Annotated in this window: 2 protein-coding genes; one reads left to right on the top strand and one right to left on the bottom strand. The window is 39.8% G+C overall.

The features are described from left to right. The coding region (locus tag ASU03_RS18680) for a hypothetical protein (RefSeq protein WP_157465974.1) at positions 1–249 on the bottom strand (249 nt) is incomplete at its 3' end. A gap of 615 nt (positions 250–864) precedes the next feature. Between ASU03_RS18680 and ASU03_RS21975 the strand changes: the two genes are divergently transcribed. Further along, positions 865–1,053, top strand: a complete 189-nt coding sequence (locus ASU03_RS21975; RefSeq protein ID WP_057833261.1) for a band-7 C-terminal domain-containing protein — start codon at positions 865–867, stop codon at positions 1,051–1,053. The last annotated feature ends 34 nt before the right edge of the window (positions 1,054–1,087 follow it).

Below are 1,087 nucleotides of genomic sequence, written 5' to 3'. Positions count from 1 at the left end.
GGTAATTTCTGCTATGTCGTCTAATGAATAGTTATTATGTTCTAGCATGGCTTTTAGTGAAATGCCTTCATATGTTTTATCTTCATGATAAGACACATCGTAGACGGTAAAGGATTGCACTTTGAATATGTCCATCATGTCAGACAGGGTCATCACTGACTCGTATTGCTCAGATTGAATTCTGAACTCCTGAGACTCGTCATAGGCCATTGCCGATATAGAAACACCCGCCGTTAGTAGGCAACTCAACAAAATCCGTTTCATGAATAATCATCCTTATATTCAAGTTCCATAAAATCGTACGGGATACTGCATGAAACGGGGAGAGAGATCAAAAGGTTTGTCTCAATTTTTGAGAAGTCTAACAAATGAGTGATTTAGGACTAAATTAGTACAATTAAAACAATAAGATAATAGTGAAATTAATTAACACTCTTAAGTAAAAAACTAGACTAAATAGCGATTAAAACGCTTTCTAAGGAGCGCATTAATATGTTCTGTTGGAGCAGCATTGATTGCTTTTTGCATTTCAAGGTTTGCAACTTGAGACTTCCCGATCTGAAAAAGTAAATCCGCTTTGACTGCATACCAGTGGTAAGAGCATGCAAGCCAATTGGGTGGTGTGAGGCTAGCTAAAAAAGTGAGAGCCGCTTCTGGGCCATCTAGATGAGATACTACTATGGCACGGTTTAAACCTAATAATGCCGAAGGGCTAATCTGTCGTAGTATCTCGTATGCCGTCCTCTGCTTGAAAAAAAAAAATTAGCGTCACCAGCCACTAAAGAATCACAAATATTAGCAGCAACCGGTAAAGCAGATGGTATACGTTTAGTGGCTGAAGCCGAGGCTAGTGCCTGAGCCGTAGTGGGTAGTGCTGCGAATACTGAACAAGGTAAAGCAGCGGTAACTTTAACCTTAGCGAAAGATGCTATTAAGGCGCATCAAGCCATAGCGAATGAAAGTACTATAGTGCTGACCGATGGTAAAACCGGTGATAACATTGCGAATAATGTTGCCCAAGCGATTGCGGTATCGAGTAGTTTAAAGCTTTAATGTTGCTAAGGGTTAAAGGTAAGGAAGTAGATTT

This window comes from Colwellia sp. TT2012 (assembly GCF_001440345.1).
GTDB lineage: Bacteria > Pseudomonadota > Gammaproteobacteria > Enterobacterales > Alteromonadaceae > Colwellia.
Note: the sequence above shows the minus strand (reverse complement) of the source record. Positions and strands in the feature narration are given on the sequence as shown.